Raw genomic sequence first — 23,212 nt, 5'->3', positions numbered from 1 at the left:
GCTTAGCCGGACGTCAGGCGGGTACTGGCAGAACCCGGTTTGGAACGCTATATCAATAGCATGTCTACTGCTCCGAACGGTGGGTCGATCGAGGTCCGCCGCAAACAGCTATTGTTCCGGTGCCAGCGGCGCGGGTTCAAGGAGGTCGATCTGATCTTCGGGACCTTTGCGGCGCGGGAAATCGACACCCTCGATGACGCGGCCTGCGACCAGCTCGATGCCCTGCTTGAGGCGCCCGATCAGGACGTGTTCGCCTGGCTGAAAGGCGAAAAGCCGCTGCCGGAGGCGTACGACACGCCCGTCTTCGCCCGGCTCAAGGCGCTGTGTTCGCGAGAAGATCCCACTTGGAACGTGTAAACTATATCGCCCGCACCGAGGGCCGGATCACGGTCTCGGGCGCGCCGGAAGGTTTCGATGCGTGGCTGGCCGGGGCCGCCGCCGGATCGCTGAAAGGTCTGGTGATCCTGGTGGCGCAGGACGGCGTCAAAGCCGCCAGCGCGGCCGACACCATCGCCTTCTTCACGCCCAAGGTGCCGGTACTGAGCTTTCCCGCCTGGGACTGCCTGCCCTACGACCGCATGTCGCCGAGCCCGGATATCGAAAGCCAGCGGCTGGCGACCCTCGCCGCCTTGGCGCGGCGGGACAAGGATTCAGGCCCCGCGGTGGTGGTGACGACGGTCAATGCCATCCTGCAGCGGGTGCCGGCGCGCGAAATCATCCGCGGCGCCAGTTTCTCCGCCAGGATCGGCGACACCGTCAGCCACGACGATCTCTCGCATTACCTCGCCGCCAACGGCTATTCGCGCGCCTCGACCGTGCGCGAGCCGGGCGATTTCGCGGTGCGCGGCGGCATCGTCGATCTGTGGCCGCCGGGACTGGAACCCTTGCGGCTCGATTTCTTCGGCGACCGCCTCGATGCCATCCGCACCTTCGACGCCGAAACGCAATTGTCGTCGGGCGAGGTGCAGGCGATCGAACTGCTGCCGGCTAGCGAAGTGCCGCTCGACGAAGCGGGGGTGCGCAGGTTCCGCACCGGCTATGTCGCGGCGTTCGGGCCCGCGGTCGACGATCCGCTGTACGAATCCGTGTCCGAGGCGCGCAAAAGCCCCGGCATGGAGCACTGGCTGCCGCTGTTCTACGAAAAACTCGAAACCCTGTTCGACTACACGCCCCGCGCCCTCGTCATGCTCGGCCATCACACCGAGGAAGCCAAGAAAGCGCGGCTCGAACTGATCGCCGACTATTACGAGACGCGGCGCGAATTCCTCAAAGACGAACCGGCCAAGAAAGGCGCGCTGAAAGCCCCGCCGTACAAGCCGCTGAAGCCTGAGGCGCTGTATCTGACCGCCGACGAATGGGAGACGGTGCTGAAGCGCCATCCGGTGCGCGATCTCACGCCGTTCCAGGCGCCGGAATCGATGAAGTCGGTCGATGCGCACGGGCACCTCGGCCGCGATTTCGCACCCGAACGGGCGCAGACCGGCGTCAATGTGTTCAAGGCGGCGGGCGAGCATATCGCCGACCTGATCGCCGAGAAGAAGCGCGTCATCGTGGCGGCGTGGACCGAAGGCTCGGCCGAACGCATGGGCGGCGTGTTGTCGGACCATGGCGTCAAGGCGATCCGGCCGGTGAGCGATTGGCACGATGCCGCCAAGATGGCGCCGGGCGCGGTGGGTCTGGCGGTGCTCGGCATCGAGCACGGCTTCGCAGCGCCCGATTTCGCGGTGATCGCCGAGCAGGACATTTTGGGCGACCGCATGGTCTCCCACAAACGGGCGCGCAAGGCGCAGAACTTCCTCACCGAAGCGAGCGGCCTGACGCCGGGCGATCTCGTCACCCATATCGAACACGGCGTCGGGCGCTATGTCGGACTGCAGACCATCGACGTCACCGGTGCGCCGCACGATTGCCTCGAACTGCAATACGACGGCGGCAAGCTGTTTTTGCCGGTCGAGAACATCGAGCTTCTCACCCGTTACGGCGCCGAAGACGGCGTGCAACTCGACAAGCTCGGCGGCGTCGGCTGGCAGCAGCGCAAAGCCAAGGCGCGCCAGCGCGTGCGCGAGATCGCCGGCGAACTGATCCGCATCGCCGCGGCGCGCGAACTGAAAACGCTGCCGGAAATCGAAAAACCGCAAGGGGTGTGGGACGAATTCTGCGCCCGCTTCCCCTATCAGGAAACCGAGGATCAGGAAAAAGCCATCGCCGATGCGGTGGAGGATCTCGCCAAAGGCCGGCCGATGGACCGCCTCGTCTGCGGCGACGTCGGCTTCGGCAAGACCGAGGTGGCGCTGCGCACGGCGTTCGTGGCGGCGATGACCGGCAATCAGGTGGCGGTGGTGGTGCCGACGACGCTGCTGGCGCGCCAGCATTACCGCACCTTCGCCGAGCGCTTCAAAGGCTTCCCCATCACCGTGCGCCAGCTGTCGCGTTTCGTCGACGCCAAGGAAGTGCGCGAGACCAAGGAAGGCTTGAAGAAAGGCGACGTCAATATCGTCGTCGGCACGCACGCGCTCCTGGCCAAGAACATCGAATTTTCCAATCTCGGTCTCGTCATCGTCGACGAGGAGCAGCATTTCGGCGTGGCGCACAAAGAACGCCTCAAAGGCCTCAAGGCCGACGTGCATGTCTTGACCCTGACGGCGACGCCGATCCCGCGCACCTTGCAGCTTGCTCTGTCGGGCGTGCGCGATCTGTCGCTGATCACGACGCCGCCGATCGACCGCCTGGCCGTGCGCACCTTCGTGACGCCGTTCGATCCGATGGTGATCCGCGAAGCCTTGTTGCGCGAGCATTATCGCGGCGGCCAGAGCTTCTACGTCGCTCCGCGCATTTCGGACCTACGCGAGGCCGAGGAATTCCTCAAAACCAACGTTCCGGAAGTGAAAGCGGCGGTGGCGCACGGCCAGATGTCGGCCACAACGCTGGAAGAGGTGATGGGCGCCTTCTACGACCGCAAGGTGCATGTCCTGATCTCGACCAACATCGTCGAATCCGGTCTCGACATTCCGACCGCCAACACGCTGGTGGTGCATCGCGCCGACATGTTCGGCCTGTCGCAGCTCTATCAATTGCGCGGACGCATCGGCCGTTCCAAACAGCGCGCGTATGCCTATCTGACCACGCCCGCCGACCACGCCATCACCGAAACCGCACAGCGGCGGCTCGAAGTGCTGCAATCGCTCGACCAGCTCGGCGCCGGGTTCACGGTGGCGAGCCACGACATGGATATCCGCGGCGCCGGTAATCTCTTGGGCGAAGAGCAATCCGGTCACGTCAAGGAAGTCGGCATCGAGCTTTATCAGGAGATGCTGGAAGAAGCGGTGTCGCAATTGCGCGCCGGCGGCGATGCCACGGATGCCACCGTCGACGACCAATGGTCGCCGTCGATCAATATCGGCGCCTCGGTGCTGATTCCGGAAACCTATGTGCCCGATCTCAATGTGCGCATGGCGCTCTACCGGCGGCTGGCCGGGATCGAAAATCGCGCCGATATGGACCGCTTCGCCGCCGAGATGATCGACCGCTTCGGCCCCTTGCCGGAAGAAGTGAACCATCTGTTCGAGATCGCCGCGATCAAGGCGCTGTGCCGTAAGGCGGGCGTCGAGAAGATCGATGCGGGCCCGAAGGGCGGCATCATCGGCTTCCGCAACAATACCTTCGCCAATCCGATCGGCCTGGTGCGCCTCATCAACGATCACGCCGGCACGGTGAAAGTGCGCCCCGACCAGAAGATCGTCATCAGCCGCAACTGGGACGATGCCGACACGCGGCTCAAAGGCGTCAAAGGCGTGCTGACGGCGCTGGCGAAACTGGCCGAGGCGGCTTAGGCGGAACGGACCTACAAATAGTGTCATTCCCGGCCGAGCACTTCGCGCTGCGCAGCAGCAGTGAAATGCGAGGGGAAGGGAACCCAGGTGTAAGCACACGCGTCGATGTCAAAGAATACGTGCTCACCTTTTGCCGCCCCAGCGACGTGACGACCTGGGTCCCCTTCCCTTCGCTGCGCTACGCTGGCTCAGCCGGGGATGACAATACTGGCTCCATCACAGCAGCGGCTTGCCGTCGGCTTTGTCGAGTTTCACGTCGAGCACCTTCGCCAGGGTCGGCGCGATGTCGCGCATGTCGATCTCGCCGAGCTTCGCCGCCTTGATGCCGGGGCCGGCGATCATGAAGGTGGCGCGCATTTCCTTGTGATCGGGGAAATAGCCGTGGGTGCCTTTCAGCGTGTAGGTCTTGGAGATGGTGAAGTCGCCTTCGCCGCTGTAGCCGATCTTGAAATCGACCCAGTACGACGCCTTGGGCGAACCGCCGCGCTCGGCAACCGCCTTGGCATCGATGACGCGCGCCACGCCCGACTTGGGATCGGCGGCGAGCTTGGCCAGCAGCGCTTCGACCTTCGCTTTCACCGCCGCATCATTCGGGTCCTTGAGCACGATGGCGGCCGAACCGCCGGCGTTCCAGGCATAGGCCTGCCAATCCGTGACCTTGCCGTTCTCGATGGTGATGAGGCCCGCCTCGGCGAAAATCCGGTCGAGATAGACGCCGTCATGCACCGCGGCGAAACCGTGATCGGAGACGACCGCAATGGTGACATCGGGATGAGCCGCTTTGGCGGCGGCGATCAGCTTGCCGACATCGGCATCGAGAGCTTCCAGCGCCTTCTTCGATTCCGCCGAATCCGGCCCATAGGTGTGTTGATAATGATCGAGGCTGACGAGATGCACGGTCATGAACTGAGGCTTGAGATCGGCCATGATCTCGATGGCATACGTGGCGCGAGCGACATCGTGCTGCGGATCCTCGCCGAACAGGGCGCCGAGCGGCAGCCTGGTTTCCTTTTCGAGCTTGCCGATCAGACCGGGCGTCGCCACCGCGCGCAACAGCTTCAGGTCTTCGGCATTCTGGGCGCGCCAGTATTCCGGCACGTTTTCGTCGATCGCCAGCGATCCCACCGACACCGGCCAGCCAACCGAACCGACCTTGCCGCCCGATGCGTGCACCGCATCCCACAATGTCGGCACCTTGATGTCTTCGGCGTACCAGTACCAGCCCTGCAGATTCTTGCCGGTCGGATCGAGCATCTCGTTGTTGCCGACGCCGTGCTTGTCGGGCCAGACGCCGGTGATGAGGGTGGTGTGATCGGGATACGTCACGGTCGGCAGCACGTTCCTGACACCGCTGGCATACGCGCTCTGTTTCAAAAACGCCGTGAGGTTCGGCAGCTTGAGGCCTTTCTTCTCCGCCTCGATCACGTCGGCGGGGCGAAGACCGTCGAGCGAAATCATCAGAACGGGACCGGCCTCGGCCGCTCCGGCCAGAAGCGTCAAGGCAAGCAAGGCGGCGCGCAATTTCATGGATATTCCCTTCGTGACTCGTGCGGCGTGATTTTTGACTTACGCGTGTGACGGTTCTGCATCATATCCCGGTTGAATCCGCGCGCCGATTGATTTATCTCGGTCCTCGTTTCGATGAGGGAGGCACATTTTGAATCAAGTGGACCGCTTCCCCGGCTCGTGGCGCGATCTCTGACGCCGTGACGCCTGGGTGAATCCAGGCATCTACGCCCACACATTTTCCAGGAACCGCCGCCGTCGCGCGGCATCGAAAAGTCATGACAATCCATACTTCTGTGCGCCTTGCCTGGCGCGTGGACGCGGCTCCGCGTTCGCTCGACCAGCATCTCAAACGCTTCCGCGACGAGGTCCGCGCCCCGGTCGCGGCGCTGGCGGCGCGCCATCCCCGGCTCGCCGATCTCGCCGTCAGCTTTCCGGCGCTGGCGGTGGCGCTGACGCATGCGCCCGATCCGGCACCGCTGACGGCGCTGGTGGTCGCGGGCGATCCCTTGGCCGCCATCGCCGAGGCCGCGCGCGTGCCGCTATGGCTGAAGAAACTGCCGCCGGAATGCTTTTTCGGCGCGCTGCCGCCGCTGCCGGATTCGCCCGACTTCGTGCGCCGGATCGCCAATCACCTGCCGCAGCATCGGGTGAACGCCAAGGCTTGGCTCGAAGCGGTGGCGCTTGCCGCCTATTGGGGCAACGAGGACGTCGCGGTGTGGCTGGCGCGCGAAGTGAGCCGCCTGAAGAACCGCGTGCGCGTGCTCGACCGCCGGCAGATCCGGCGCATCGCCTTGTGGGCGTGGTTTTCGCAAGAGCCCGGCACGCGCGGCGCGGCGCTGATCGAAAAGCCGTTTCGTCCGGCGATGAACATGGCGACGGCGCAGCGCTGGGCACGGCAGTGGATCGAGACCGTCGATCTGCATCTCAATCTCGGCGACGGCAAGCTCGCCGATGTCTGGCTGACGCCCGACCACATCGACGGTTACGACTTCGTACCGCTCGCCACCGCCGCCGACCTCGTCGCCGAAGCGCAGGCGATGGACAACTGCCTGCGCACCTACGGCAGCGATCTCGCCCACAACACCTCGCGCCTGTGGAGCGTGCGGCGCGACGGGCAGCGCATCGCGACCCTGCGATTGACGCGCAGCCGCAGCGAGCCCTTGCCCAACCTCTACGAAATCCGGCTGCCGCGGAACGTCGTGGCCCCGGCCGAACTGTGGTGGGCGGCGCATCGCTGGCTGGCGCGGCACGACCTTCGGCGCGTGCCCGACGACTGCTTCCCTTGGGACAGCGCGCCGCTCGATGTCGCGATGTGGCGGCAAATCTGGCGGCCGTGGTGGCTGGCGAAACGGCGCCTGCCGAAAACCCTGCCGCTGACGCCGACGCGTCATCTGCTCGCCTGGCTGTGACCGTTGATCACGAACCTTTTGGTGTGTGCGAATGCCGGTTTCGCTGCGGCGCCGCACACACTAAATTCACGCCGAACTCAGGGAGAACTAATATGCCGCTTTCGATGTATACCGCCTCCGTTCCGGTCTATGTGCAGTATCTCAGCGCGCTCGCGGGCGTGCTCAAGAAGGCCGAAGCGTATTGCGCGGCCAAGAAGATCGATCCCAACGTGCTGGTGACGGCGCGGCTGTTCCCCGACATGTTCGCGCTGACCCGTCAGGTGCAGATCGCGACCGACCACGCCAAGGGTTCGCTGTCGCGCCTCGCCGGCGTCGAAATCCCGAGCTATGCCGATACCGAAGCGACGTTCGAAGATCTGCAGGCGCGCATCGCCAAGACGCTCGACTACGTGCAGTCGTTCAAGCCGGAACAGATCGACGGTTCCGACGACAAGCACATCGTGCTCGACATCCACGGTAACAAGTTCGAGTTCAGCGGCGCCGATTATCTCATGCGCTGGGCGCTGCCGAACTTCTTCTTCCACACCACCACGGCTTACGCGATCCTGCGCCACAACGGCGTCGAAGTCGGCAAGCGCGATTTCATGAGCGCGCAGTAAGGTTTCAGTCCCTTATCGACGGACCCGCCCGAAGCATCGCGCGGGTCCGTTTTTTTCAGCGGTGCGACCAGTCCACCGCGATGGTGCGGGCGAATTCGGCCGGCAGGTCGTCATGATCCGCCACCAGCTTGGTCACGCACTTGACTGCCGCGGCGTCGGCCTTTTCGCCGGCCGACTGCATCACCTTGGTCTGGATCTCGCCGTCTTTCAGCCGCGCCACGGCGACGAGGGTGATCGGCTGGCCGCCGATGTCGAGCCGCGGATCGATCGGATAGAGCTTGCGGCAGCGCCGGTCGGCATCGCGCTCGAGCACATGGAACGCCTTGCGCGGCCCGTCCGCCAAATCGCCGACGCGAACGCCGAAATTAAAGGTGAAATGGGCGACGCCTTCGACGGCTTCGCCGTTATGGGTCGCCGGTGTCCAGCTGTAGCCGGCGACGCATTTGGCGGCACGCCGGTCGGACGAGGCATCGCCGCTCGACTCCGCCACCTGCACGTCTTCGACGACGCCGGTCGCCGACACCTTGACCAGGAACCGGACATGCCCATCCGCAGGCGAATTCGGTGCATCGCACTCCTTGATGCCCGCGAGCCGGGGATGGGTATCCGCCAGCGCCGCACCGCTCGCCAGGATGCTCGTGCACGCCAGCGCCAGCCAAATCCGTTTGTTCATCGAAATCCCCCCTTTTGCAGCAGCCGCGATTTGGCCGCCAGAATGGTGTCACCGCGATGACAGTTGTAGCGCGCGCGCCAATGGTTGACGATTAAAATGGTGAAAGGACTCGAATCGGGGAGTTCGCATGGACTGGACGGATGTGGCCTTGCGCCTCGGCGCCGCGGCGCTGCTCGGAGCCTTGATCGGGCTCGATCGCGAACTGCGGCACAAATCCGCCGGTGTCCGGACCATCAGCCTCGTCACCTTGGGGACGGCGGTGGCGGTGCTGGCCGCAACCGGCGCGACCGCCGATTCCGCAGCGTCGTCGCGCGTAATCCAAGGCGCCCTGGCTGGCCTCGGCTTCCTCGGTGGCGGCGTCATCGTGCATCACCGGCACAATATCGAAGGGCTGACGACGGCGGCCGCCATCTGGACGTCGGCGGCGCTGGGCGGCGCTTGCGGCATGGGCCTGTGGCCGCTGGTGGCAATCGGCGGCGGGTTGATGCTGGTTCTCTTGATCGTCGCCGGCTGGCTCGAATCCCGTCTCGGCCAGACCAAGCATTGATGCTTGCGCGCCGATAGGCTTCATCATAACGCCTGCGGCCCGCCAAAGGACCTGACCATGCACGACGCCCCGCTCGAAGCGCACGAACACACCGAACACCTCGCCCATGAAGGCCACAGCCCCGACCGGTTCGTGTCGCACCTGGCGATGCTGATAGCGGCATTGGCGGCATGCGCCGCGGTGGCGGGCAATCTCGAATCCATCGAGACCGCTTCGGCGCTGGCGGCCACCGGCGAAGCGACGCTGTCGCAAGACGAAGCGACCGATGCCTGGAGCGAATATCAGGCCGACAGTCTGAAGCGGCATCTTTATACCATCGCGGGCGATCTCAACCCGGCGGCGGCGACCCGCTATGCCAAGACCGCCAAAGAGCAGGCGGCCAAGCAGGCCGAAATCCGCACGCATGCCGTTGCGGCCCAGCAAAAACGCGCCGAACTGCTCAGCGAAAGCAAAGCGCACGAAGCGCGTCATCATTGGCTGACCGGGGCGGCGACCTTGTTCGAAATCGCAATCGCGCTCGCCACCGTATCGCTCGTTACCCGGCGTCACTGGTTGTGGATGGGATCGGCCGCTCTGGGCGTGGGCGGGGCCGCCCTGCTCGCCACCGCGTTTTTGTGAGCCGCATTCACACCAGGCGGCCGGGAATCAAAGCGTTCTCGTCGGTGTGCCAACTGGCGCAGATGCGGTGATAGCCGTCGGCGATGGCCAGCGGAACGCCGGCATTGCGGTCGCCGCGCACCAGCAGAACCGGCGACAGCTTCTTGCCGTTACGGATTTTCTTGAGATCGCGCGCGACATGGGCGTTGTCGCGCGGCAAGATCGGCAATCCGCTGGCGCGCAGGATGTCCTTGGCTTTGCGGTGGGTCAGCCGCGCCGTCTTGAACTTCGCCACCAGCGCGGCGGCGGCCGCGTCGCTCATCAGCAAAGACAGATAATCCAACGCCGCCGGATAATCGTGCTTTTCCGGCGTCTCCGCCCAGAGTTTGTCTTTCGCCATGGCCAAGCGCGTCCTTCGCAACTCGGCGGGAGATTAGCATGAAACCGGGCGTCAGACGCCGAACGCCTTGATCGCGAAGAAGATCGCGAGCACGGCGAAGATTGCAGCCGCCACCATGCGGATCAGTTTCAGCGGCAAACGATGGGCGAAGGCGTTGCCGAGGAACACCACCGGCGCATCGGCTGCGAGCAGGCCGAGCGTCGAGCCCGCCACCACCGGGATCAGGCTGTGATAACCCGCCGCCAGCGTGGTGGTGACGATCTGGGTCTTGTCGCCGATCTCGGTCATGAAGAAAATCCACAACGTCGCCAGGAACACGTTGCGCGCCGAGCAATCCGGCTTCATGCCGTCCTTGTCGGGGATCAGCGTCCAGCCCGCCATCACGAACAGGCTGATCGCGACGATGGTGTCGAGGATGCGCGGCTGGAGGAAATCGGCGAGCAGAATGCCGATCGCGCCCGCCGCCAGATGGTTGACCAGCGTCGCCGCTACGATGCCGAGCAGGATCGGCACCGGCTTGCGATAACAGGCCGCCAGCATCAGCGCGAGCAACTGGGTGCGGTCGCCGATTTCGGCAACGCCCACGGCGCCCAGGGTGACGAGAAACGCTTCCATGACCGCACCAAGCCCGAGCCGCCGGCAAAGTGCAATGGGCGGGAAGTCGCGCTCTTTCTCTCCCGCGCGCGGCAGAAAAGGCCACCTTGCAACCGGAGCGAAAGGCGTTCAGACAACCGCCGCGATGATCGACCGGCTGATGCGGCACTTTGACGGACGCCCGTTCCTGCAATGGGGCGTGGTCGGCGTTTTCTCGCTGGCGTTCCTGATCGTGCTCGAGACGTTCCGGCTGCCCGCCGCCTTGCTGCTGGCGCCGATGCTGGCCGGCATCCTGTTTTCCGCCGCAGGCGGCTCCATCCGGGTGCCCGAGTTCCTCTATGCCGGCGCCCAGGGCGTGGTCGGGGTGATGATCGCCCATTCGCTGCCGCTGTCGAACTTCACCGAAGTGGCGCACGACTGGCCGGTGTTCGTCATCGGCGTCGGCTTCACGGTCGTCGTCGCGGCGCTCTTGGGCTGGCTTCTGACCCGCTGGCGCGTCCTGCCCGGCACCACCGCGATCTGGGGCTCCTCGCCCGGCGCCGCCTCGACCATGACGGTGATGGCGGAAGCCTTCGGCGCCGACGTGCGCCTCGTCGCTTTCATGCAATATCTCAGGGTGATGTGCGTTGCCGGCGCCGCCAGCGTGGTGGCCAGCCTCGCAATGGCGGGCGGCGGCCACCGGATGCCGCCGGTCGACTGGTTTCCGCCGCTGGAGCCGGCCGCCTTCGCCGTGACGCTGGGCATCGCCTTGGGCGGCGCCGCACTCGGCAAGGTTTTTCGTGTGCCCGCCGGCGCCTTGATGGTGCCGCTCGTCGCCACCAGCGTTCTTTCCTGGACCGGCGCCGCCACCATCGTGCTGCCGCCCTGGCTGCTGGCGATTTCCTATGCGCTGTTCGGCTGGAGCATCGGCCTCAAATTCACCCGCGAAATCTTCCTCCACGCGGCGCGGGCGACGCCGCGGCTGCTCGCATCCATCATGGTCCTGATCGCCGTCTGCGGCAGCTTCGGCATGGTGCTGGCGCGAGTGGCCGGGCTCGATCCGTTAACCGCCTATCTCGCCACCTCGCCGGGCGGGGCGGACTCGGTCGCCATCATCGCCGCTTCGTCCAAAGTCGACGTGCCATTCGTGATGACGATGCAGATGGTGCGCTTTATGGTGGTGCTCGCCACCGGCCCGGCGCTGGCGCGTTTTTTGGCCGGAAAGGCCGGTTCGTGACACCCGGTTAATTCGCCGCGTCTTGAATCCGCCCCAAATATGGGCGACTAAGCGCCTCTTACGCGGGGAAATCGCATGGGCCAGATTTGGGAAGGGTTCCTGCGCGGTGCTGACGCCTTTGGAGGCTGGATCATCGCTCGCAAAAATCGCCTGTTGAAGATCGCCGTTTGGGTGGTGGGAATCGTGACGATTCCGCTGCTCGGCTTGTTCCTGCTGCCGACGATCCTGGCGGTGGTGGCGCCGCCGCTCGATCTCAAGCAAGACCTTTACGCCCTCAACCGGCCAGTGGCCTTCACCTTCCTCGACGCCCACGGCAAGGTGGTGGGACGGCGCGGCGCCGCGGTCGGCGACCGCCTGACCCTGGAAGAGATGCCCGCCTATCTGCCGGCGGCGTTCATCGCCATGGAAGACCGCCGGTTCTATTCCCATCACGGCGTCGATCCGCGCGGCATCGTGCGCGCCATGATGGCGAACCTTCGCGCCCGTCATACCGTCGCCGGCGGCTCCACCATCACCGAGCAGACCGCGAAGATCCTCTTCACCAACCAGGAACGCACTTTCACCCGCCGCATCAAGACCGAGATGGACGCGGCGGTGCTGGAAAAGTCGCTGTCGAAGAAGCAGATCCTGGAGCTCTATCTCAACCGCATCTATCTCGGCTCCGCCGCGTATGGCGTCGATGGCGCCGCCCGCGTTTACTTCGGCAAGTCCGCGCGCGAGCTTTCGCTCGGCGAAGCCGCGATGCTGGCGACGCTGACGCGGGCGCCGAGCGTGTTCTCGCCGCGGCGCGATCTCGCCGCCGCCCAGGAGCGTGCCGGCGTGGTGCTCGCCACCATGGTCGAAACCGGCGCCATCACGCAGGCCCAGGCCGACGAAGCCAAGGCCCATCCCGCCGTGGTGGTCGACCGCGCCTCGGTCGATGCCCGCAATTACTATCTCGATGCCGCCCGCGAAGAGGCCTTGAAGCTCGCCTCCAACAACGGCGAACGCCAGCTCTCCGGCGACCTCATCGTCCACACCACGCTGGAGCCCAAGCTGCAGGAAGCGGCCCGCCGCACCGCGCGCGAAGTGATCGAAGGCAAAGCCGCCAAGAAGGCCAATGTCCACGAAGCGGCCATCGTGACGATGAAGCCGGACGGCGCCGTGGTGGCGATGATCGGCGGCGTCGATTATGCCGAATCTACCTTCAACCGCGCCATTCAGGCCCATCGTCAGCCGGGCTCCGCGTTCAAGCCGTTCGTTTATCTGGCGGCGCTGGAATCCGGCCTCTCCCCCTGGGAAACCCGCGACGACCAGCCGGTCTATATCGACGGCTGGGCCCCGACCAATTTCGGCGGCCGCGCCTACGGCACCATCACGCTCGCCAATGCCATGGCCCATTCGGTCAACACCATCGCGGTGCAGGTGGCGCAGGAAGTCGGCGTCGATCAGGTGGTCGAAGCGGCCAAGCGCTGCGGCATCGCCTCCAAGCTGGCGCCCAACGCCTCGATCGCGCTCGGCACCAGTGAAGTGACGCCGCTCGAACTCACCAGCGCCTATGCGGTGTTCGCCTCGGGCGGACTGAAAGTGCGCCCCTATATGGTGACGCAGGTGAACGGCGCCGACGGCCGCATCCTGTATCAGCGCCAGAACCGCGAGCCCGAGCGCGTCATCGCCGAGCACGTCATGAAGGACCTCACCGCCATGCTGTTCGGCGTGGTCAGTCACGGCACCGGCTTCAGCGCCAACCTCTACGACCGCGAAGCGGGCGGCAAGACCGGCACCACCCAGGACTATCACGATGCCTGGTTCGTCGGCTTCACCACCGATTACGTCACCGGCGTCTGGGTCGGCAACGACGATTCCTCGCCGATGAAGGGCGTCACCGGCGGCACCATTCCGGCCCAGATGTGGAAGTCGGTGATGAAGGTCGCCGAAGCCGGTCTGCCGCCGAAAGGCCTCGACCGCTCGCCGCCGGAAGACGCCCTCGGCCTCGACCAGAGCCTGTTGTCGAGCGGTACCGGCCTGTCGGCCGACGACGAAGCGGCGATCAACAACACGCCGCAGATCGATGCGCCGCAGGATCAGCGCCAGGACAAAGCCAAGCGCAAAACGACCGGCGGGTTCTTCAATTGGTTGTTCGGCGGCGACGAGGAAAAGCCCAAGACCGCCCCGCCACCCGGCGACAACTGAGTTTCGCGAAAGCCCCGCCCCAACCGGCGGGGCTTTTTGTTGGTGGAGTCCTGGCTCGCTCAGCGCAGATAAAGGGTCATGGTTCCGAAATCGACCACAGCGCCGTGGGCGATCAGGAAATCGGCGCCCAGCATGCCGCCGCGCGCGTCGGCGGGACGGGCCTGCTTCACATAAGCGTAAGTATCTTCGATCGTCAGCTTCTGCGGCTGCGAATGCCAGCCGTCGATGGCGACTGTCACCGGCGCAGCGGTTTCGTACTCCTCGCCGGTGGCGCCCGAAGGCCCGCCGTAATTGCCGACGACGCGGCCCCGATGCACGCCGGCTCGGGCGGCAAAAGCGGTGTCGATGGTGCCGTCGACCACCGTCGACACCACCATCTCGGCTTTCTCGCCGTTGATCGAAACGGTGACGAGATAGCGCCCGTCAACCGGATCGCACCGCATCGCATGGGCGGAATAACCGCCCTCTTTTAAAAGCGCCCCGATGCGTTTCGGCGTTTCGGCCCCGCCGGGCACGACGATTTTACCATTGGCGAAATCGACGATGATGCCGTGCGCCTTGATCCAGCCGAGGCCCAGCATGGTGACGTCGGCCGGCTTTTCGAACACCTCCACCGGCGCATCGCGATCCGCGACACTGCCCACCGCCAAACGCTCCACCGTGCCGGTATCGCGGCCGAGCGCACTCACCTTGCCCGGCGCTTCGATGCCGTAGGAATCCTTGTGTTTCAGATCCTTCACCCCGACCGCGGCGGCCTGGGCGTGATTGATCTGCAGGAACAGCCCGGCATTGGAATGGACAATTGCAGGATAGTCATGGCCGTTGACGGTAACGGTCACGATCGGGCGCGAGCCGCTGATCTGCTGCACCGTGAAGGGAACAACCGCATCCTCCGCGGCCGACGCCATTCCCGTCATCAGCCCGAAGGCCAGAACCAATTCCCGCCGCATGCGCCATCCCCTTGTTTTGATGGAGTATAGAGGCGCGCCGCACCCGTTATAGACGTATTTTCCAGGCCGCTTTTGCGAGCCGCTCGCACATGCGGCAATCCGTCATTTCGCACGCATCATTCGGCAGGCGTACATTTCCATAAAAGATGTATGGGCAATACCACTTTACCCAACCGGAGGAAACGATGTTCTGCTACCAATGTGAACAGACCCAATTCGACAACGGCATCGCGGCCTGTACCGGCACGCGCGGGGCTTGCGGCAAGGATGCGCCGACCTCCGATCTGCAGGACGTGCTGATCCATGTCTGCAAAGGCATCGCCCAATACGCGGTAAAGGCCCGCGCGCTCGGCGCCACCGACATCGAAGCCGACCGCTTCCTTCTGTTCGCGGTGTTCTCGACCCTGACCAACGTGAATTTCGACGCCGCCAAGTTCGTCACCTGGATCGGCGATGCGGTGCGTATCCGCACCAAGATGAAGATTGCCTACGAAGCCGCCGCGCGCGCCGCCGGCCAGGAACCCGAACTACTCGCCGGTCCTGCCACCTTCTCGCCGGGCGCCGATCAGGCCGCCATTCTGGCCCAGGCCAAGGAAGCGGGCGTCAAGTACAATGTCGAAACCCTCGGTGAAGACGCCATCGGCCTGCGGGCGCTGCTGCTCTATGCCGTGAAGGGCGTGGCCGCCTACGGCCATCACGCTTCGGTCTTGGGCGAAGAACGCGATGCGGTATTCGCCGGCATCGAACGCGCCCTCGACAAGCTGGCAAGTAACGAAGCCGATCTCGGCGTGCTGCTCGAAGAAGCGCTCGAAATCGGCCGGGTGAATTTCGCCGCCATGGAAGCGCTCGATAAAGGCAACACCACCACGTTCGGCACCCCGACGCCGACGCCGGTGCGCATCAATCCGATCAAGGGCAAGGCGATCCTGGTCTCGGGTCACGACCTGAAGGATCTGCTCGCCATTCTCAAGGCGACCGAAGGCAAAGGCATCAACGTCTATACCCACGGCGAAATGCTGCCGGCGCACGGCTATCCGAACCTGAAAGCGTTCAAGCATCTCGCCGGCAATTACGGCGGCGCCTGGCAGGATCAGCAGTTCGAATTCGCCGATTTCCCAGGTCCGGTGGTGCTGACCTCCAACTGCCTGATCAAGCCGCAGAAGAAATATTCCGAACGGCTGTGGACGCTCGGGCCGGTCGGCTGGCCGGGCATCAAGCATCTCGACGGCGACGACTTCTCGCCGATCGTCGAACAGGCTCTTCAACTGCCCGGTTTCGAGAACGACGGCGACGACAAGACCATCCTCACCGGCTTCGGCCGCGATGCCGTGCTCGGCGTTGCCGACAAGGTGATCGACGCGGTCAAGTCGGGCGCGATCAAGCACTTCTTCCTGGTCGGCGGCTGCGACGGCGCCAAGTCGGGCCGCAACTACTTCACCGACTTTGCCGACAACGCGCCCGCGAACACCGTCATCCTGACGCTCGGCTGCGGCAAGTACCGCTTCAACAAGCACGACTTCGGCACCATCGGCGGCCTGCCGCGCCTGCTCGATATCGGCCAGTGCAATGACGCCTATTCGGCGCTGATCATCGCCACCAAGCTCGCCGAAGCGTTCGGCTGCGGCGTCAACGATCTGCCGCTGAGCCTGATCGTATCGTGGTTCGAGCAGAAGGCGGCGGCAATCCTTTGCACGCTGCTGGCGCTCGGCGTGCGCCACATCAAGCTCGGCCCGTCGCTGCCGGCGTTCCTGACGCCCGCGCTCGTCGGCGTGCTGGTCGAGAAATTCGGTATTTCCGGCATCGGCGAAGACGCCAAGGCCGATATCGCTCAGTGCATGACCCGCGCGGCATAAGTCTTCCGCGCAAAAGGAAGCCGCCGGACGATCCCTCTCGCCCGGCGGCTTTTTTATGCGTCGATGTTTATTCCTTCGTCGCCGCAATCGCCGCGCAGGCGGCGAGGATGTAGGTCGAGGTCGTCTGCACCGTGGCTTCGTTCTCGAACCACAGGAACGGCCAGACATCCATCTGCTCCGGGAAATCCGGCTTGATGACCAGGACGCCCGGCGTCAACGCGCCTGGCACACTTGAGAAGTCGGCGCGGTTGTGGCCGTACATGACTTGCTTGGAGCGTGCCCCGACGCCGGTCACCAGCGAGAGATTGTGCACCGGATGGCGCCCCAGCAGATAGTCGATGGCAGCGAGGGTGTACTCGGTGCCGATCACATCCGGGAAAGCCTGATGCAGCATCCAGGCCGAGGCGCCGAACTGGGCCACCTGACCCGACCCCGCCCAGGTGCCGAGCGACACCGGCACGCCGAACGGCGTCTTGGCGAGCTCCTTGTCGATCTGGGTTTTGGCGGCGACGGTCGCGGCCCGCAGCGCCGCCTTGTAGTCCGCATCCATGTAGGGAATGGCGCGTACCGCCGTCTCGCCGAGGAAGAAGAAGCCTTTCTGGATCACCGGCAGCAGCGATTTGAGCTTGGCGGTGTAGATGGGGTCGCCTTTGGTGGCGAGTACCAGCTCCACCGTCGCCGACACCGCGGCGGGCTCCAGCATATGGGCCGTCCAGTCGCCGCGCTCGGGCCGGTTCACCCGATCGCCCGGATTCTGCTGATTGGCCCATAGCGTCTTGGCCGCGGCCAGCGCTTCGGCGGCGAGCGCCGGATCGCTGTCGTTGAGCTGACGCGACGCCGCCGCGAGCGCACCGGCCATGGCGTAATCGTCGACCGGCACGTCGGAGGTGAAGGCCCAGCGGTCGTCGGGCCTGCCCGAATAGTCGCCGGTCGTCTGGTTCGGCTTCAAGGCCGGATCGTACACCAGCCGGTCCGATTGCGACGCGGCATCGCCGAGATGGGTGTACTGCTTCAAGGTCGGATCGACGATGCCGACAATGGCATGGCCGAACACCTTGTATTGCGCCAGAAGCTGCAAGACGCCGTGACGGATCTGCTGCGTGACGTCGTTGATGCCGTCGGGCTTGCGGATTTCGACCAGCCGCGCATCTTCATCAATGCTGGTTTCGTCCCAATTCAGATCGAACAGTTCGCGGCCCCACACGAGGTTGCGCACCACGCCGGAATTGTCGAGCGTCTGGATGTCGTAATCGCCGGCATCCTGCCAGCCGCCGACATTGAGACCGGGAATGTGTTCGCCGGGCTTGAACGGCGAATCCAGGTTCGGGCCCATCTTGTAGCCGTCGAAGTGATCGATGTTGGGCGGCGCCTGACGCGCATCATCCAGATGCGAGGGCCCCTGCCAGACGCGATACTGCTCGCGCACTTCGACATGATCCATCTGCTCGGGGAGATAGGTGTCGAGCGAAGGCTGCCAGATATGGGCATAGGCGTCGGGCGCGATGCGGAACGGATTGGTGGTGTGGCCCGCAAACCGGATGGCATAGAGACCGGGTTCGCTCACTTTCGAAAAATCGAAGCGGGCATATTTGTAGCGCATCCAGGTACCCCACGGCTGGGTCTTGCCGCGCAGCGCCACAACCGATTTGCCGGAGGCGTCGAGCTTCACCAGTTCGGCATCGGCCGGCGCCTTGAAGCGCGGATCCATCTCGATGACCGCGACCTTGGCGCGGTTCGGCGTGTAGCCGGCCTGATTGAACGAGACGACCGGCGGGCGCACCCAGCCTTTCACCACGTTCGGCGTCACATGCCAGACGATGGCGTTCTTGCTCGCACCGGCCGGGATCAAGGCGCGGACCACGAACCAGCCGTTCTGGGCGCGGTTGCGCGCATCATAAAGGGCGAGCGGCGCGGTATCCGAAACGATGCCGACGCGCGTGAAGGGGTCTTCCGGCGACAGCACGATTTTGGACGCGCCTTGTGCCACCGGCTCGGGATCGCCGGAGCCGTCTTTCTTCATCGGTCCGCTCGGCTGGCGCGGGAAGAGGCCCGGCGCTGATCCCATCAGGAACGTCTTGCCGAAATAGGAGACGGGCAGGAAATCGAGATTGAAGCCGGCCTTGCCGACGAGGTTCGCCGGCAGCGGCTTGTCGAGATCGACCGCGATGCGGAATCCGTCGCCTTCCGGGCTCACGGTGATGTGATAGGAAAACCCGATGTCGGCGTAGCCCGACGTCACCGAAATCGCCTTTGCCGTGTGCTCGCGCTTCACCATCGCCGGCACCGGGTCCCATTGTTCGGGCGTCGGATTGAGCCGGACCTCGCCGTCGGTGGCGATCCGCTGGTCGTGCAGCACGATCTGCAGCCCGCCGTTCTTCTCGTCGCGAAAGACCGGATGGAAGGCGTTCTGGTGCACGATCACCGATAAGCCCGGCTTTTCCAGCGTTTCATTCGGACTTACGGCCAATCCTGCGGCGAAGCCGGGACCGGTCAGCGTTACTACCGCCACAGCGGCCATTATTTTTTTTGACATGTGGTTCTCCCTGTGAGCGTTACCATAATGAAGACGCACCAAGCCCCGCAATGCACACACCCCGGCGCTTGCCCTGCAGGATGTGCGACTTCCGTCTAATCCCGCTTATAATGACGGTGCTTCGCATCAGGGCGCGGAGGGCATCGTGCGGTATTGGATGATCCTGCTGATCGGCCTCTTCCTCGCCGGTTGCTACGAGTCCAACGATCTGCTGCTCGATCCGGCAGCAGCCCGCCAGCCGATTGCGACCGGCAAAGACTGGACCTACGGCTCGGGCGACCGGCGCTATCATGCCCGGCTCACGGCCAAACCGGACGGCTGGTACGACTATGCCGAGGCGCATCTCGACGCCAAGGGCACCGAAGGCCCATGGCGGACCCACACCGTGGTGCTGAACTACCTTACCACCGCCAATGGCTACGACGTGTTCGTTTACGGTACCTACAACCGTAACGACAGTGCCTACATGTACGGCCTGATCGTCGTGGGCAAAAACGGCTTCTGGCAGACGGTGATGCCCAATTGCGATCCCGCCAATGCCGATGCGAAATGGCTGGACGCCGACACCGATGCCGCCACCGGCGCCGGCGCCAAGATCAAGGCGATCGACGACTTCGAGCGGGTCTGTCACTTCACCACCCGCGAGCAGCTTTTCGCCGCTTTGCGTAGCGTGATGGTCCGGCCGGAGTTCTGGAGCCGGGTCAAGACCGCGGGCCGCTGAGCATTACTTTTAACAGCAACATTTTGTTCTTTTCTTTTATCTACATTGATGCCATGTATGACATCGACACTACCCCTTCTACTCGGAACGAAACCGCTGATGCCTCAATTGCTTACCGCAAACCGGCTGATCGATGGCCGCGTCCTCTACTGGCGCGGTGGCGGTTGGGTGGAAAATCTGGATGAGGCCGAAGGCTTCACCGACGCCGCCGTGGCCGACACGGCCCTCGCCGCCGCCAAGGAGTTCGTGGCGCGCAATCTCGTGGTCAATCCCTACCTGTTCGAGGTGAAGGACGGCCGGCCGGTGAAGGAGCGCGAGATCATCCGCGCCGCCGGTCCGAGCGTGCGCACCGATCTCGGCAAGCAGGCGAAGTATGGCTCCACCGGCACAACCTCGCCGGCGGCCCCCGAAAGGGATGACGATGTATCGATATGACGAGTTCGATGCCCGCTTCGTGGCCGAGCGCACCGAGCAATTCCGTTTTCAGGTGCAGCGGCGGCTGAACGGCGAGCTGACGGAAGACCAGTTCAAGCCGCTCCGGCTGATGAACGGGCTGTACCTCCAGCTTCACGCCTACATGCTGCGTATCGCGGTGCCCTACGGCACGCTGTCGGCGCGCCAGCTGCGCAAGCTCGCCGAGATCGCCCGCAAGTACGACAAAGGCTACGGCCACTTCACGACGCGCCAGAACATGCAGTTCAACTGGCCGAAGCTGAAGGACGTGCCGGACATCCTCGCCGAACTCGCTACCGTCGAGATGCATTGCATCCAGACCAGCGGCAACTGCATCCGCAACGTCACCGCCGATCATTTCGCCGGCGCCGCCGCCGACGAGATCGAAGACCCGCGCCCCGTTGCCGAACTGATCCGGCAATGGTCGAGCCTGCATCCCGAGTTCAGCTTCCTGCCGCGCAAGTTCAAGATCGCGGTGATCGCCGCGCCGCACGACCGCGCCGCGCTGCGCTATCACGATGCGGCGGTCGAGATCGTCAAGAACGACGAAGGCCGCACCGGCTATCGCGTCTGGGTCGGCGGCGGCATGGGACGCACGCCTTATCTCGCCTATGTCGTCGGCGATTTCGTCGAAAAGCCCGATCTGCTCGGTTTTCTCGAAGCCATCATGCGCGTCTACAACGAGAACGGACGGCGCGACAACATCTTCAAGGCCCGCATCAAGATCCTTGCCCACAGCATCGGCGAAGACGAAATGCGCGAACGGGTGCTGCGCGAGTTCCAGGAGATCAAGACGTCCGGGTATTTGCAGGTGCCGGACGAAGAGCGCGCCCGCATCGCCGCCTATTTCGCGCCGCCGGACTTCGAGAGGTTGACCGACGAAGCCTTGCCGACCGACGGGGACCTCGGCCGCTGGATCGTCAACAACGTCACGCCGCACAAACAGCCCGGCTATGCCGTGGCGACGATTTCCTTGAAGCCCATCGGCGGCGTGCCGGGCGACATCAGTGCCGACCAGCTCGACGCCGTGGCGCAACTGATGGACGATTTCGGCCTGACGGAAATCCGTGCCAGCCACGAACAGAATCTGGTGCTGCCGCATGTGCGCCAGAAGGATCTGCCCGCCGTGTTCGCACGGCTGCAAGTGCTCGGGCTTGCGACGCCCAATGCCGGTCTCATCACCGACATCATCTGCTGTCCCGGCCTCGATTACTGCGATCTCGCCAATGCGCGCTCGATCCCGGTTGCCCAGGAGATCGCCAAACGCTTCGCCGATCTCGACCGGCAGGAGGATATCGGCGAACTTAAGATCAAGATGAGCGGCTGCATCAATGCCTGCGGCCATCACCATGCCGGGCATATCGGCATCCTCGGCGTCGACAAGAAAGGCGTCGAATACTACCAGCTCCTGCTCGGCGGCTCGGCGGCGGAAGATGCCTCGATCGGCGAAATCATGGGCCCCGGTTTCGGCGAGCACGAAATCGCCGATGCGGTCGAGCGCGTGGTCGATGTCTATCTGAAGCTGCGCCGGCCGGGCGAACGCTTCCTCGACACCTATCGCCGCCTCGGCATGGAGCCGTTCAAGAACGTGGCTTACGGGGAGCAGCTCCATGCGGCGCATTGATCTTTCTTTCCTCCCCCGCGGAGCTTCGGCAGAGACGCCGCACGCTTGGCAGATAGCGGGGGAGGTGTCGCCGTCCGGCGACGGAGGGGGGGAAGACGGGACGGCTGAGGCGGTTTTCAGTCCCCCCTCCGGCCACTTCGTGTCCACCTCCCCCGCTATTCGAACGATGTGCGGTACGCTTGTCGCGACTCCGCGAGGGAGGAAAGTTTCATGCTGATCAAAAACAACCTCCCTGCCGAAGACACGTATGTCACGGTCGCCGACGACGCGCCGCTGCCGGATGGGGCGGTGGTGGTTTCGCTGAAGCGCTTCCGCGCCGAACGCAGCGATCTTCTGGCGCGCAATCAGAAGCTCGGCATCGTGCTGGATTCCGACCAGTCGCCGGAAGCGCTCGGCTCCGATCTCGACCGGCTCAGTCTGGTGGTGCTGGAATTTCCGAAATTCCGCGACGGGCGGCCGTTCTCGTGGGCGCGTATCCTCCGCACCCGTCTTAAATTCACCGGCGAAATCCGCGCGCGCGGCGATTTCCTCTACGACCAGATCGCCTTCCTCAAGCGGGTCGGCGTCGACGCGTTCGAACTGCCGCCGTCGATCACTCCCGAACTGTTCGCGCGCGCGCTTACCGAGATGACCAACGTCTATCAGCCCAGCGCCGACGGACGGACGACGATCGTCGCGATGCGGTAGCTAGTTCTTGCCGGCCGCGTCCAGCACGGTCGAGAACGGCGCCACCCAGACGGTATCGGCATGGGCCTTGAGCCAGGCGACGAGTTGGGCGTGCGCCTCGGCCGAGACGGTCAGATAATCGCCGCCGACGCCGTGAAAACCGAGCACGATCATACCGCCGGTCTGTTCGGCCTTCTCGACCGCCGCGATCATCTCGGCACCCGTAGCCTTGTCGGAGAACCACATGCTCGGCACATCGAGCGGATCGCCGGGCGTGCCGACGACGCCGCGGTCGTAGCGCACCATGCCGCTCTGGCGCAGCGCCGGCAGATAATCGGTGCCGCCGGCCGTATGCGTGCCGCACGGCGTCGCCATCGCATGCGTGGCCTTGCCGTCGATGGCGGTCAGCATCGTGTTCATGGTGCGGATTTCCGCCAGCATGGCGTCGACCGTGTAAGCCTCGGTGGTGTAGCGCTCCGGCGCCGGATAGCTCGCGCGCGAACAGGCGTGGAAGAGCGTGTGATTGCCGAGTTCGTGACCGTTCGCCGCCGCCGCCCGCCAGCGGCCGATGGTTTCGGGCTTGAGACCCGAGCCGGTCACAAAGAACGTGCCTTTCAATCCGGCGGCATCGAGCGCGGGGATTGCGATGTCGAGCTGCGAGGTCAGCGCGTCGTCGTAGGTCAGAACCACGGCTACTTTTTTGCCGCCCGGCCAGGCCCCCGCCGCCATCGTCAGTCCCGCCGCCAATCCCGCCGCAGTCAGAACCGCCACAATCGTCCGCATTGTTCGCCTCGTTCGTTCGCCGGCCGAGCGTATACGGCGTTCCGCCGGCGGGCGCAAAAACCTCCATGACGCAGAATTCAGCG

At 64.6% G+C, this 23,212-nt stretch carries 20 protein-coding genes; 13 read left to right on the top strand and 7 right to left on the bottom strand.

Annotated elements, in window-relative coordinates:
- Positions 1-39 precede the first annotated feature (39 nt).
- Together FHS84_RS08750 and mfd are read left to right on the top strand one after the other, a co-directional pair.
- Entirely contained in the window at positions 40-357 is a 318-nt protein-coding gene (locus FHS84_RS08750; RefSeq protein ID WP_208393774.1) for an FAD assembly factor SdhE, read from the top strand.
- The gene (mfd, locus tag FHS84_RS08745; protein ID WP_166933079.1) at positions 345-3,830 is read left to right on the top strand and encodes a transcription-repair coupling factor; all 3,486 of its coding nucleotides are present in this window, start codon (positions 345-347) and stop codon (positions 3,828-3,830) included. Before FHS84_RS08750 ends, mfd begins: the two co-directional genes overlap by 13 nt.
- Before the next feature lie 216 nt (positions 3,831-4,046).
- Here the strand turns inward: mfd and FHS84_RS08740 are convergent, their stop codons facing one another.
- Positions 4,047-5,357, bottom strand: coding sequence for an alkaline phosphatase family protein (locus FHS84_RS08740; RefSeq protein WP_166933077.1), 1,311 nt, complete (start codon positions 5,355-5,357; stop codon positions 4,047-4,049).
- A 257-nt stretch (positions 5,358-5,614) separates the two neighbouring features.
- Here FHS84_RS08740 and FHS84_RS08735 point away from each other — a divergent pair, with 257 nt between their 5' ends.
- Positions 5,615-6,748 (top strand): hypothetical protein, encoded by a 1,134-nt coding sequence (locus FHS84_RS08735; protein WP_166933075.1) that lies wholly within the window; start codon positions 5,615-5,617, stop codon positions 6,746-6,748.
- A 92-nt stretch (positions 6,749-6,840) separates the two neighbouring features.
- Positions 6,841-7,347 (top strand): DUF1993 domain-containing protein, encoded by a 507-nt coding sequence (locus tag FHS84_RS08730; RefSeq protein ID WP_166933071.1) that lies wholly within the window; start codon positions 6,841-6,843, stop codon positions 7,345-7,347.
- A gap of 55 nt (positions 7,348-7,402) precedes the next feature.
- Here FHS84_RS08730 and FHS84_RS08725 read toward each other — a convergent pair whose 3' ends face one another.
- Positions 7,403-8,020: a TonB family protein gene (locus tag FHS84_RS08725; RefSeq protein ID WP_166933068.1), complete on the bottom strand. Its 618-nt coding sequence runs from the start codon at positions 8,018-8,020 to the stop codon at positions 7,403-7,405.
- A gap of 127 nt (positions 8,021-8,147) precedes the next feature.
- Between FHS84_RS08725 and FHS84_RS08720 the strand changes: the two genes are divergently transcribed.
- Together FHS84_RS08720 and FHS84_RS08715 are read left to right on the top strand one after the other, a co-directional pair.
- Positions 8,148-8,567: an MgtC/SapB family protein gene (locus FHS84_RS08720; RefSeq protein ID WP_166933065.1), complete on the top strand. Its 420-nt coding sequence runs from the start codon at positions 8,148-8,150 to the stop codon at positions 8,565-8,567.
- Positions 8,568-8,624: 57 nt separating this feature from the next.
- Positions 8,625-9,185, top strand: a complete 561-nt coding sequence (locus tag FHS84_RS08715) for a DUF4337 family protein (protein ID WP_166933063.1) — start codon at positions 8,625-8,627, stop codon at positions 9,183-9,185.
- A 7-nt stretch (positions 9,186-9,192) separates the two neighbouring features.
- On the opposite strand, the gene FHS84_RS08710 is transcribed toward FHS84_RS08715, so the two are convergent.
- Positions 9,193-9,564: a hypothetical protein gene (locus FHS84_RS08710; RefSeq protein WP_166933061.1), complete on the bottom strand. Its 372-nt coding sequence runs from the start codon at positions 9,562-9,564 to the stop codon at positions 9,193-9,195.
- Positions 9,565-9,615: 51 nt separating this feature from the next.
- On the bottom strand, positions 9,616-10,179 hold the full coding sequence (locus tag FHS84_RS08705; RefSeq protein WP_166933059.1) for a TMEM165/GDT1 family protein: 564 nt from the start codon (positions 10,177-10,179) through the stop codon (positions 9,616-9,618).
- A 124-nt stretch (positions 10,180-10,303) separates the two neighbouring features.
- Between FHS84_RS08705 and FHS84_RS08700 the strand changes: the two genes are divergently transcribed.
- Together FHS84_RS08700 and FHS84_RS08695 are read left to right on the top strand one after the other, a co-directional pair.
- Positions 10,304-11,374: an AbrB family transcriptional regulator gene (locus FHS84_RS08700; protein ID WP_166933057.1), complete on the top strand. Its 1,071-nt coding sequence runs from the start codon at positions 10,304-10,306 to the stop codon at positions 11,372-11,374.
- Between the two features lie 75 nt (positions 11,375-11,449).
- A complete protein-coding gene (locus FHS84_RS08695; protein WP_166933055.1) occupies positions 11,450-13,546 on the top strand; it encodes a transglycosylase domain-containing protein in 2,097 nt (698 codons plus the stop codon).
- Between the two features lie 59 nt (positions 13,547-13,605).
- Here FHS84_RS08695 and FHS84_RS08690 read toward each other — a convergent pair whose 3' ends face one another.
- Positions 13,606-14,496: a hypothetical protein gene (locus tag FHS84_RS08690; protein WP_166933053.1), complete on the bottom strand. Its 891-nt coding sequence runs from the start codon at positions 14,494-14,496 to the stop codon at positions 13,606-13,608.
- A gap of 185 nt (positions 14,497-14,681) precedes the next feature.
- Between FHS84_RS08690 and hcp the strand changes: the two genes are divergently transcribed.
- Entirely contained in the window at positions 14,682-16,349 is a 1,668-nt protein-coding gene (gene hcp, locus FHS84_RS08685) for a hydroxylamine reductase (protein ID WP_166933051.1), read from the top strand.
- Positions 16,350-16,416: 67 nt separating this feature from the next.
- On the opposite strand, the gene FHS84_RS08680 is transcribed toward hcp, so the two are convergent.
- Positions 16,417-18,882 carry a glycoside hydrolase family 9 protein gene (locus FHS84_RS08680; RefSeq protein ID WP_166933048.1) on the bottom strand — a complete coding sequence of 822 codons (2,466 nt, stop codon included), beginning with the start codon at positions 18,880-18,882 and terminating at the stop codon, positions 16,417-16,419.
- 145 nt (positions 18,883-19,027) lie between these two features.
- On the opposite strand from FHS84_RS08680, the gene FHS84_RS08675 reads away from it, so the two are divergent.
- From FHS84_RS08675 to FHS84_RS08660, 4 genes are all read left to right on the top strand, one after another.
- A complete protein-coding gene (locus FHS84_RS08675) occupies positions 19,028-19,603 on the top strand; it encodes a hypothetical protein (protein WP_166933046.1) in 576 nt (191 codons plus the stop codon).
- Between the two features lie 99 nt (positions 19,604-19,702).
- Positions 19,703-20,038, top strand: a complete 336-nt coding sequence (locus FHS84_RS08670; RefSeq protein WP_166933044.1) for a DUF2849 domain-containing protein — start codon at positions 19,703-19,705, stop codon at positions 20,036-20,038.
- A complete protein-coding gene (locus FHS84_RS08665; RefSeq protein WP_166933042.1) occupies positions 20,025-21,680 on the top strand; it encodes a nitrite/sulfite reductase in 1,656 nt (551 codons plus the stop codon). The genes FHS84_RS08670 and FHS84_RS08665 overlap by 14 nt, the downstream gene beginning before the upstream one ends.
- 210 nt (positions 21,681-21,890) lie before the next feature.
- Positions 21,891-22,367, top strand: coding sequence for a DUF934 domain-containing protein (locus FHS84_RS08660; protein WP_166933040.1), 477 nt, complete (start codon positions 21,891-21,893; stop codon positions 22,365-22,367).
- Here FHS84_RS08660 and FHS84_RS08655 read toward each other — a convergent pair whose 3' ends face one another.
- The gene (locus FHS84_RS08655) at positions 22,368-23,129 is read right to left on the bottom strand and encodes a polysaccharide deacetylase family protein (RefSeq protein WP_166933038.1); all 762 of its coding nucleotides are present in this window, start codon (positions 23,127-23,129) and stop codon (positions 22,368-22,370) included. It lies immediately after the preceding gene.
- Positions 23,130-23,212: the final 83 nt, after the last annotated feature.

It is taken from the genome of Rhizomicrobium electricum, from assembly GCF_011762045.1.
Classification (GTDB): domain Bacteria; phylum Pseudomonadota; class Alphaproteobacteria; order Micropepsales; family Micropepsaceae; genus Rhizomicrobium; species Rhizomicrobium electricum.
Note: the sequence above shows the minus strand (reverse complement) of the source record. Positions and strands in the feature narration are given on the sequence as shown.

Excerpts from the sequence above, each read along its gene's own strand:
- FHS84_RS08740 (WP_166933077.1), bottom strand. The coding sequence starts at position 5,357 with ATGAAATTGCGCGCCGCCTTGCTTGCCTTGACGCTTCTGGCCGGAGCG.
- FHS84_RS08735 (WP_166933075.1), top strand. The coding sequence starts at position 5,615 with ATGACAATCCATACTTCTGTGCGCCTTGCCTGGCGCGTGGACGCGGCT.
- FHS84_RS08730 (WP_166933071.1), top strand. The coding sequence starts at position 6,841 with ATGCCGCTTTCGATGTATACCGCCTCCGTTCCGGTCTATGTGCAGTAT.
- FHS84_RS08725 (WP_166933068.1), bottom strand. The coding sequence starts at position 8,020 with ATGAACAAACGGATTTGGCTGGCGCTGGCGTGCACGAGCATCCTGGCG.
- FHS84_RS08720 (WP_166933065.1), top strand. The coding sequence starts at position 8,148 with ATGGACTGGACGGATGTGGCCTTGCGCCTCGGCGCCGCGGCGCTGCTC.
- FHS84_RS08715 (WP_166933063.1), top strand. The coding sequence starts at position 8,625 with ATGCACGACGCCCCGCTCGAAGCGCACGAACACACCGAACACCTCGCC.
- FHS84_RS08710 (WP_166933061.1), bottom strand. The coding sequence starts at position 9,564 with ATGGCGAAAGACAAACTCTGGGCGGAGACGCCGGAAAAGCACGATTAT.
- FHS84_RS08705 (WP_166933059.1), bottom strand. The coding sequence starts at position 10,179 with ATGGAAGCGTTTCTCGTCACCCTGGGCGCCGTGGGCGTTGCCGAAATC.
- FHS84_RS08700 (WP_166933057.1), top strand. The coding sequence starts at position 10,304 with ATGATCGACCGGCTGATGCGGCACTTTGACGGACGCCCGTTCCTGCAA.
- FHS84_RS08695 (WP_166933055.1), top strand. The coding sequence starts at position 11,450 with ATGGGCCAGATTTGGGAAGGGTTCCTGCGCGGTGCTGACGCCTTTGGA.
- FHS84_RS08690 (WP_166933053.1), bottom strand. The coding sequence starts at position 14,496 with ATGCGGCGGGAATTGGTTCTGGCCTTCGGGCTGATGACGGGAATGGCG.
- hcp (WP_166933051.1), top strand. The coding sequence starts at position 14,682 with ATGTTCTGCTACCAATGTGAACAGACCCAATTCGACAACGGCATCGCG.
- FHS84_RS08680 (WP_166933048.1), bottom strand. The coding sequence starts at position 18,882 with ATGTCAAAAAAAATAATGGCCGCTGTGGCGGTAGTAACGCTGACCGGT.
- FHS84_RS08670 (WP_166933044.1), top strand. The coding sequence starts at position 19,703 with ATGCCTCAATTGCTTACCGCAAACCGGCTGATCGATGGCCGCGTCCTC.
- FHS84_RS08665 (WP_166933042.1), top strand. The coding sequence starts at position 20,025 with ATGTATCGATATGACGAGTTCGATGCCCGCTTCGTGGCCGAGCGCACC.
- FHS84_RS08660 (WP_166933040.1), top strand. The coding sequence starts at position 21,891 with ATGCTGATCAAAAACAACCTCCCTGCCGAAGACACGTATGTCACGGTC.
- FHS84_RS08655 (WP_166933038.1), bottom strand. The coding sequence starts at position 23,129 with ATGCGGACGATTGTGGCGGTTCTGACTGCGGCGGGATTGGCGGCGGGA.